General features: G+C 60.5%; 10 protein-coding genes and 1 pseudogene. 1 reads left to right on the forward strand and 10 read right to left on the reverse strand.

Annotated features, from left to right (window positions below; translation table 11 throughout):
- The 5 genes from IIY41_RS12230 to IIY41_RS12250 all read right to left on the reverse strand — a co-directional run.
- Positions 1–827, reverse strand: an 827-nt coding sequence (locus tag IIY41_RS12230; protein ID WP_287400971.1) for a glycoside hydrolase family 3 N-terminal domain-containing protein, incomplete at its 3' end; no start/stop codon positions are given.
- Between the two features lie 666 nt (positions 828–1,493).
- Positions 1,494–2,411, reverse strand: coding sequence for a DMT family transporter (locus IIY41_RS12235; protein WP_117461558.1), 918 nt, complete (start codon positions 2,409–2,411; stop codon positions 1,494–1,496).
- Between the two features lie 111 nt (positions 2,412–2,522).
- Positions 2,523–3,785 (reverse strand): replication-associated recombination protein A, encoded by a 1,263-nt coding sequence (locus IIY41_RS12240; RefSeq protein WP_287400974.1) that lies wholly within the window; start codon positions 3,783–3,785, stop codon positions 2,523–2,525.
- Between the two features lie 31 nt (positions 3,786–3,816).
- Positions 3,817–4,647 carry an alpha/beta hydrolase gene (locus IIY41_RS12245; protein ID WP_009324295.1) on the reverse strand — a complete coding sequence of 277 codons (831 nt, stop codon included), beginning with the start codon at positions 4,645–4,647 and terminating at the stop codon, positions 3,817–3,819.
- A 606-nt stretch (positions 4,648–5,253) separates the two neighbouring features.
- The gene (locus IIY41_RS12250) at positions 5,254–5,619 is read right to left on the reverse strand and encodes a helix-turn-helix domain-containing protein (RefSeq protein ID WP_009324293.1); all 366 of its coding nucleotides are present in this window, start codon (positions 5,617–5,619) and stop codon (positions 5,254–5,256) included.
- A 144-nt stretch (positions 5,620–5,763) separates the two neighbouring features.
- Here IIY41_RS12250 and IIY41_RS12255 point away from each other — a divergent pair, with 144 nt between their 5' ends.
- Positions 5,764–6,000 carry a hypothetical protein gene (locus IIY41_RS12255; protein WP_009324292.1) on the forward strand — a complete coding sequence of 79 codons (237 nt, stop codon included), beginning with the start codon at positions 5,764–5,766 and terminating at the stop codon, positions 5,998–6,000.
- Positions 6,001–6,303: 303 nt separating this feature from the next.
- Here the strand turns inward: IIY41_RS12255 and IIY41_RS12260 are convergent, their stop codons facing one another.
- From IIY41_RS12260 to IIY41_RS12280, 5 genes and pseudogenes are all read right to left on the reverse strand, one after another.
- Positions 6,304–6,561, reverse strand: a complete 258-nt coding sequence (locus tag IIY41_RS12260) for a hypothetical protein (protein ID WP_139056080.1) — start codon at positions 6,559–6,561, stop codon at positions 6,304–6,306.
- A 280-nt stretch (positions 6,562–6,841) separates the two neighbouring features.
- Entirely contained in the window at positions 6,842–7,696 is an 855-nt protein-coding gene (locus tag IIY41_RS12265) for a hypothetical protein (protein WP_155202518.1), read from the reverse strand.
- A gap of 54 nt (positions 7,697–7,750) precedes the next feature.
- Positions 7,751–8,062, reverse strand: coding sequence for a hypothetical protein (locus IIY41_RS12270; RefSeq protein ID WP_009324289.1), 312 nt, complete (start codon positions 8,060–8,062; stop codon positions 7,751–7,753).
- A complete protein-coding gene (locus tag IIY41_RS12275) occupies positions 8,059–8,322 on the reverse strand; it encodes a hypothetical protein (protein WP_009324288.1) in 264 nt (87 codons plus the stop codon). The genes IIY41_RS12270 and IIY41_RS12275 overlap by 4 nt, the downstream gene beginning before the upstream one ends.
- A gap of 5 nt (positions 8,323–8,327) precedes the next feature.
- A pseudogene (locus tag IIY41_RS12280) lies at positions 8,328–8,522 on the reverse strand (M23 family peptidase); the annotation flags it as partial.

Below are 8,522 nucleotides of genomic sequence, written 5' to 3' on the forward strand. Positions count from 1 at the left end.
AGCGCCGCCTCGTCCAGCCTGCCCGCGCGCACGGCCCGCACGATCTCCCGGTCCGTCACGCCGCCGGAGGAGGGCATTTCCAGGTCCAGCCCCGCGGCCACGCCCGCCGGGCGGCGGTATACCGCGCCCCAGTCGCTCATCACAAGGCCGTCAAAGCCCCACTGCTCCCGCAGGATGCGGGTGAGCAGCATGCGGTTCTCACTGGCATAAACGCCGTTGATGCGGTTGTAGCTGCACATCACGGTGGAGGGCGCGCCCTCCTTCACCGCTATTTCAAACGGCCGGAGATAAAGCTCGTGCAGCGCCCGCTCGTCCACCTCGGCGGAGACGCTCATGCGCAGCGTCTCCTGATTGTTCACGGCAAAATGCTTGAGGCTGGTGCCGACGCCCTCGCCCTCGGCCCCGCGGATGAACCCGGCGGCCAGCTTGCCCGCCAGCAGCGGGTCCTCGGAATAGTATTCAAAGTTGCGCCCGCACAGCGGGCTGCGCTTGATGTTGACGCCCGGCCCCAAAACAACGGCCACGCCGTGGGCCCTGCACTCCCGGCCGATGGCCGCGCCCACCCTGCGCGCCAGCGCGGGGCTCCACGCGCAGGCCAGCGCCGACGCAGTGGGAAAGCACGTTGCTTTCACGCTGTGGCCGCCGTTCTCACGGATGTGCAGACGGTCCTCCTTGCGCAGGCCGTGCGGGCCGTCCGCCAGCCATATGGAAGGCACGCCTTTGGCCGGGATGTCCTGCGTCTCCCAAAAGCTCTTTCCGCTGGCCAGGGATGCTTTTTCCTCCAGCGTCAGCGAAGCGATGATGTTCCCGATCCGATCATTTGTCATGGATTTCCCTCCGGCGCGGCATGCGCCCTAAAATTCAGGGCAATACCGCACAATTCTAAGAGCCGAAGCGCGCCGACCGGTTTTTTGGCAGGTCAAACAAAAAGCGCGGCGAATACTTTGTGTATTCGCGAGCATTTTTGTGACAGCTGCCGGAAAATCTGCAAGCGAGGCGACGCTTCAGGCGTCAGCCGTGAATTGTGCGGCCTTGCCTTAGGCCATACGCCGGGCCCTCCGGCGTGCTGATGTAAGAAAACACGCCTTTGTGCCGCGGCCGCTGCGGTGCCGGTCGCCCGGCGCTCAATCATAAAACGAGAGACGGGGCGGAAAACTTTCCGCCCCGAGCCTGCAGAAAAAGGTTAAAAACCCGTTTGTCCGCCCGGACATGCGCCGGGCGGGCAAATACCTCTACAGTACAAAAGGGCAATTTTGTGTGCGGAGTGCGCGAAATTGCCCTTTTGTGCGCCGGAAAGGAGAACTGAGGGAAACCGGAAAGCGGCTGCGCAGCACAAAGCGTCCGGTGTCCTTCAGAGGTTGGCGGCAAAGCCGCCAACCTCGGGGCGAAAAACTTTCCGCCCCGAGGATTTTCCGTGCAGCGCGCCCTTTTTTTGCCCCCGCCCCAACAGCCGCCTGCGGCGCAGGCCGGCAAAATCAGCCCCTCCGGTTCCGTCACGCCTTTTTGTAATTCAAAATAAGAATTCCCGCACACACAAACACAAGCGTAACGACCAGATTCACGGCGGAAACGCCGTTTTGCTCCGTAAGCAGCAAATTGGAAAGCAGAACGCCCATAACGGGGGTCATAAAACTGTAAACAGTGACCCTGGAAACCGGGTTGTTTTTCAGGAGCACGCCCCAAATGGCATATGCCGCTGCGGAGAGGAACGATAAATAGGTTAAAACGCCCAGCGCCTTTCCCCCGCTTACAACGATCTTACCCCCAAACACAATGCCGATCAGCACCATTGCAATGCCGCCCATAATAAACTGGTATCCGCTTATCACAACAGGATTTTCATCTTTGGAATATTTTTTCATCAATACGGAGGAAAAGCCCAGTGCAACAGCCGAAAAAAGCACAAAGCAGTCTCCCGTAAAATTCATGGTAAAATTCAAACCGTTTAAATTCACAAAGATGATTCCCGCAAAGCCTGAAATACAGCCTATGATTTTCCCGGGCGTCAATTTTTCCTGTTTGAAAATAAGGCTTGCGATCAGCAGCGAAAAAAACGCGGAGGTCCCGCTTAAAATCGTGCCTTTTACACCCGAGGTATTGGCAAGCCCCACGTAAAAAAAGATGTACTGCAAAACCGTTTGAAAAACACTTACCTGTGCAATTTTACCGATATTGGCTTTTTGGGGGTACAGCAGCTTTCCGCTGGCGATGCTGTAGATCAAAACAGTGATAACGCCCGCAAAGAAAAACCGCACCCCGGCAAATAAAATTGTGGACGGCACGTTTTTTTCCGGCAGGATCAGTTCATAGCCTATTTTTATAAAAGGCGTCGCGCTGCCCCACAGCGCCGCACAAAAAAGCGCCAGCACGGCCACCACCCACGGGTTACTCAGTATTTTGCTTTTACTCATTGTATTTCTCCAAAAATCGTATTTCACGCGCCTGTTCCCGGCGGCCTCCCGCCGCCCGCGCCGCAGGCGCAGGCGGTGCTCTTCCGGCCTCCGCCCCGGCCTGCCGGGCCCTTACTTCTTGATTTTGTCCCAGTAAGCCTTCGCGGCCTGCTCGTTTTTGTTTTGTCCGTATTCGTAGTAGCGCACGCCCGCCAGCGCGTCCGGCAGGTACTGCTGCTTCACCCAATGGCCCGGATAATCGTGCGGGTACAGATAATTCTGCCCCTTTTGCGCCGCGTCCTCGCCGTCGAAATGCTTGTTCTGCAGCCGGCGGGGCACCGGGCCGGTTTTGCCCCGGCGCAGGTCCTGTTCCGCGGCCAGAATGGCGTTGTGCGCCGAATTGCTTTTGGGCGCGGTTGCCATCAGCACGGCCGCGTCCGCCAGCGGCAGGCGCGCTTCCGGCAGGCCCAGCTGCAGGGCGCTGTCCACGCAGGCCTTCACGATGGGAATGGCCTGCGGGTACGCAAGGCCCACGTCCTCCGCCGCGATGACCAGCAGCCTCCGGCAGGCCGACAGCAGATCCCCGGCTTCCAGAATGCGCGCCAGATAATGCACGGCGGCGTCCGGGTCCGAGCCTCGAATGCTTTTCTGCAGCGCCGAGATGCAGTCGTAGTGCATGTCGTCGCTTTTGTCGTAGCGTTGGCTGGAGCGCTGCGCCACCTGGCGCACGGCCTCTGTTGTCAGCCGCTTTGCGCCGTCCGTCCCGGCGGCGCCCGCCACGGCAAACTCCAGGCTGCCCAGCGCCTTGCGCATGTCGCCGCCGCAGGCCGCCGCCAGCGCGTCCAGCGCCTCCGGCTGCGCTTCAATGCGCACGCCGTCCAGCTCCTCCAGCTTATGCAGAGCGTTCTCCAGCCCGCGGCGCACGTCCTCCGGCGTCAGGGGCTTGAACTCAAACACCGTTGCGCGGGAGAGCAGCGCGTTGTAAATATAAAAATACGGGTTCTCGGTGGTGGAGGCGATCAGCGTGACCGTTCCGTCCTCCATGCATTCCAGCAGGCTCTGCTGCTGCTTTTTGTTCAGATATTGTATCTCGTCCAGATACAAAAGCAGGCCGTTCCGGCTTTGAAACGTGCCGATCTCGGCCATGACGGCCTTGATGTCCCCCGTGCCCGCGCTGGTGCCGTTCAGCTTATGCAGGCGCATGCCGCTGTTTTCGGCAATGATGCGCGCCACGGTGGTTTTGCCCACGCCGGACGGGCCGTAGAAGATCATATTGGGCACGCGGCCGCTTTCGATGGCCTTGCGGAACACGCGCCCCGGGCCGAGCAGATGCTGCTGGCCGCACACCTCGGCAAGGGTGCGCGGGCGCAGACGGTCGGCAAGTGGTGATTGCATGAGCTTCTCCTTTTTGAAACGGGCGCGCGCGTCAGGATACCACCGCGGCGCTGCGCCAGTCGTTCAGTTTTTTTGCGGCGTAGCCGTTGTTCAGGAAATAATCGATGGCGTACACAAGGCTGCGGTCCCAGAAATTCCATTCGTGCACGCCGTTCCATTGCAGGCGGCGGTAGCCGGCAAGCCCCAGAGGCTTCAGGAATTTATGCATGGCGTCGTTCTGCTGCAGAATGAAATACGGCTCCACGTCCTGCAGGCCGTTCGTCAGCAGCACCTTTGGCTGCTGCGCGGCCGGCAGCGCGGCCACCCGCTGGGCCAGCACCCGCAGGTCGCTGCTTTTGGGCAGCAGCAGCCCATCACCGAACACCGGGCCGAACACCTCCCGCACGCCGGGCGCCGCGGGGTCCGCCAGCATCATCGAAAGGTCCACCGCACCGGAAAAGCTGGCACAGCCCGCGTACAGGTCCGGCCGGGAAAGGCCCAGAAACAGCGCGCCGTAGCCTCCCATGGAAAGCCCCGCGATAAAATTCTGTTCCCTGCGCGCCGGCAGCTTGAACATACGGCCCAGCAGCATGGGCAGCTCTTCCGTGACAAAGGTCTTATAGGCGCCGCCGTGCATCATGTTCTGGTAAAACGAGTTGCCGCAGTCCGGCATTACCAGCACCAAACCGTTGTCCGCCGCGTAGCGCGGCGCGGCCGTCATCTGCATCCAGTCGTCTCCGCTGTTGGTATAGCCGTGCAGCAGCGTCAGCACACCTTTCACGGTATAGCCCACATCGGCGGGCAGGTCTGTGGGAAAATACAGCTTCACGCCCACGGTGGTCCCGAGGATCTGCGATTTCAGCTTACAGTCAATATACGCCATAAAAAGCGCCCCTTTATGTATGATAGGAATCCTGCCTCTTATTATAAAGAAAACCCGGCCGATTTACAATCGTGCCGGGCAAAAGTGCGGAAATAACGGCCCCGGTGGGGCCGGTAACCTGCCGCGCGGTTTCGCCGCAGGCGAAATGCAACCGAACGGGAGCAAGCGCCGGGGTTTTGCCGTTGGGGACCCGGCGCGGCGCAGCCGTGACGGGACGGCAAAAGAGCGGTGCGGGGTGGCGAAGCCATGGCCGCGAAGCGGACAAACCGCACCGGGTCGTTTCGCGCGGCGAAACGCCGCGCCCGATTTTGCGCGGCAAACCCAAAAGGTGGGGCCGATGACCGGCCAGCGCGGTTTCGCCGCAGGCGAAATGGAGCCGAATGGCGACAAGCGCCGGGGTTTTGCCGTTGGGGACCCGGCGCGGCGCAGCCGTGACGGGACGGCAAAAGGGCGGTGCGGGGTGGCGAAGCCATGGCCGCGAAGCGGACAAACCGCACCGGGTCGTTTCGCGCGGCGAAACGCCGCGCCCGATTTTGCGCAAAAGCCCTCAAAGCCAGGGCGGCCAGCGCGCTGCCCGCACGGGCCTCGTTACGGCCCGGCGGGCGTTCACCGCATGTTTCTGCGCCCGCCCCTGGGCCTGCCCTTTTCCTCGTGGCGGCAGTTGCGCACAAAAATGCGCACCATCTCCTCCACGTCCTGAAGCTGCCGCTGGCTCATGCCCTTCAGCAAAGGGCCAATCGGCTCCTCCAGCACGCGCGCAGCGTCCGGCAGCAGCACATAATTCGGCGTGATTTCTAAAATATCGCACAGCGCGATCAGCGTTTGAACGGAAAGTCCCGCCTTCCCCCGCTCGATCTGGCTGAGAAATTTTTCAGTGATATCCGCACGGGCAGACACATAATCCTGCGTATATCCTTTTGCTTTGCGCGCTGCCTGCAGCCGCGCGCCGATCAATTGCAGATCGTATTCCACAAGACCGCCTCCCGTAATAAGAGTATCGTTAATAGCTTTGTCAAATAACCATTTTAAAACGGGTTTTTCGCGTTTTTAGATTGATTATTTGAAAATGCTTTGTTATACTGAAAAACAGGGAAATCGAAAGGAGACGGGCAGCAAGTGGATTTGTATCAGTATTTCGCAAAAGAATTAGACTGTTTTGAATCCGATCTTCGATACAGAAGCTATATCTCCTGGCCCGCCGCCTCTGTACGGCACTGTAAGGTGGCAGCGGACGACGCGCAGGCCTGGAGCGAATTTTTAACGTACGTTTTCGGCGTCCCGCTGGATTTCAGCACCGTGGACGCGGCCAAACTTTATCTTTTGAAGCACCGATGCCTGCCCGACGACCTTTAAATAAAAATACCGCCGCCCCGGACAAATGTCCGGGGTGCTTTGCATCAGGTATGGGCGTACACTTCTGCTTCTGTGTAAAAAATGCGGAGGGACCGTCCGCGCACCGGCGCCGGCATTTCCCGCTTTGGAAAGGCCCGCTGCTTTGCCTCCGCCCGCGGGCAGCCGCCCAGTACCGGCCGCCCCAACCGCCGGCAGAGAAATTCCCGTTCCGCAGGGCCTTCGCTTTTCCGCGTACCGTCCGGCGGCATTTTTTGCCCCGGCACGCGACGTAAAAGCCGCTGCTTCTCCCCGTCCGCCGAATTTTCACGGCCCCATTGGAAAGACGGCCGGGCAGGTGTACCAGACCACGATATCGGACAGCGGAATTTCTTTTGCAGGCATCACGCCTGAAAGCCCGGGTACAGTCGGGAACATCACGGACGGCAGCGGATGCGGGACGGCGTCCATCGCGGAGGCATGCCGGCGCGTGCGCGCACCCATCAAGTTGACGGAATACGGCGCGCACGCCATCGGATCCTCGAAAAAGGTATGGGGCAGCTTTGCAGGGGAGCCCGGAAGCAAGACCGTGTCGCCGCGCGGGAAAGACGTCCATTCCCAATACGGTTTACAACAGCCGTCGAGCCATAGCAGCGGCTTCCCGCGGTGCGGGCACAGGCACGCCGCACTGTGCCCGGGTCTGCTCCGGCCGGTTTGCGGGTCGTGCAGCGGCGGGCTCCGCTTTTGTTTCAGGGCAGGCCGCCGAAAATCCCGGCGGGATCTCCGGGAAACCGGCGGCAAGGAAGGCTCATTTTTTCCGCCGGCGGCTTTCCGGACACGCCTTCCTGGCCGCCGTTTGCATCGGCTACCAGCGTTTCTGCGCCGCCTGGGCCGCCGCCTGCTGCAAGGCAAGAATCTGCTGTGCATAGGCGTTGTCCAGATTCTGCAGCGTATCATACTTGTTTTGCAGAATTTCGGCGCTGCCGTTGGCGAGGGCCTGCTCCAATTGCATCTGGTATGCCATTTTTTGCTGCTCGGCCGCCGAAAGCTGGCTGTTGTAGCTCTGCAGCGCCGAAGATCGATTGCTGTTCAAGGTGTCAAGCAGCGCTGCAAGGCTTTCGTTGCGCCCGCGGTCAATCGTGTTTCGGTTGTTTCCGTAGGAATTGTACATGCCCGCCAGCGCACTTTCCGACATGCCCCCCGTCAGCCCCTGCGCCGCCAGCGCCTGGGGCAGATCGCGCTTGCTCATCATATAGTTGATATACGCCTGCTGCTGGGCGCTGTCGGCGTTCTGGTTCACCCCGCGCGCACCGCTGTCATAGCTGGCCTGCAGCTGTGCCAAAGCATCGTTGTAGTTCTGCTGCAGCAAATTGCTGCGGTTTGCATATGCCTCGTTCAGGTATCCCATGTTTTTGTCATAGGCGGCCTGCGCCGCCTGCTGTTTTTGCCGGGCCAGCTCTTCGGCCCGGCGGGCGGCTGCGTCCTGCTGTGCCTGCACCTGTGCCAGCAGGGCGGCGTAATGATTTGCCGTAGAGTCATTTCCGCTTCTTGTATTATTCGCACCAGAAGGAACATTCGTCTGCGAATTACTTTTTACAGAGGCCAGCAGCTTATTATAACTATCCTCCAACCCCTGAATTTTTGTCTTCCAATCATTCGTTGTAAAATATTTATAATTTCCCGACGAATTACTGACTCCATCGCCCTTTACATATGCCATTTTCTCTTCTCCTTCCACGCCCGCCCGGGCTTTCTCCGGGCGGGCTTTTTCGTTTCATCGCTCCGCCTGCGCCGCGCCCAGCGCCTGCAGCTTCTTCACAAGGTCGCTCACATAATTCGCGCCGCGGCTGGCAAAGACGCCGGTAAGCGCAACGCCCAGCCACGCCGCGTTGAAGCTCACGCCCAGCGCAGCGTAAAAATCCGCCCCGGCGCTGAAGCACAGCGATACGCCCAGCGCCACGGCTCCCGCCTGCGTGGCGGCGGTTTTCCACTGCTTTTCAAGAATCGCTTTTCCGAAGGTCTTGGCGTATTCCACCAGCGCCTCCACCGTTACGGCCATCATAAGTACAAGTACGGTCCTGTTCATTGCCGTTTTCCCTCCATCCATTTTTCCAGATCGCTGATGCGGTGGTTCGCCACCTTGATCTGTTCCTCCACAACGGGCATGCGCCGGGCAAAGCCGTTGTGCTCCCGCACCTCCCGCGTCAGCTCGTCCAGCTTTGTGTCCGTCACGGCCTGCGCTGTGGTGATCTTGTTCTCTGTTCGCCGGGCGGCCGCCGTATTGGTAATTACTACGCCAACCAGGGACAGCACGCCCGTGATGAGCGCGACGATGATGCTCTCCATCGCTCCTACACCCCCGGCGCGGCGCCGGATGCCTCCGTGCGCTGCGCGTACGCGCCCGCCTGCCGCCCGTCCCTTTGCGCGCGCTGCCCGGCCGCATCACCGCCCTGCGCCACGCAGGCCGCGAACGCGTCGCCCGGGGAAAGCGTCACCAACCGGCAGCGGTCGGCCAGCACGGCGGCGTAACGCTGCACTCCCGCCAC

This window comes from Ruthenibacterium sp., from assembly GCF_017421385.1.
Lineage (GTDB): Bacteria > Bacillota > Clostridia > Oscillospirales > Ruminococcaceae > Ruthenibacterium > Ruthenibacterium lactatiformans.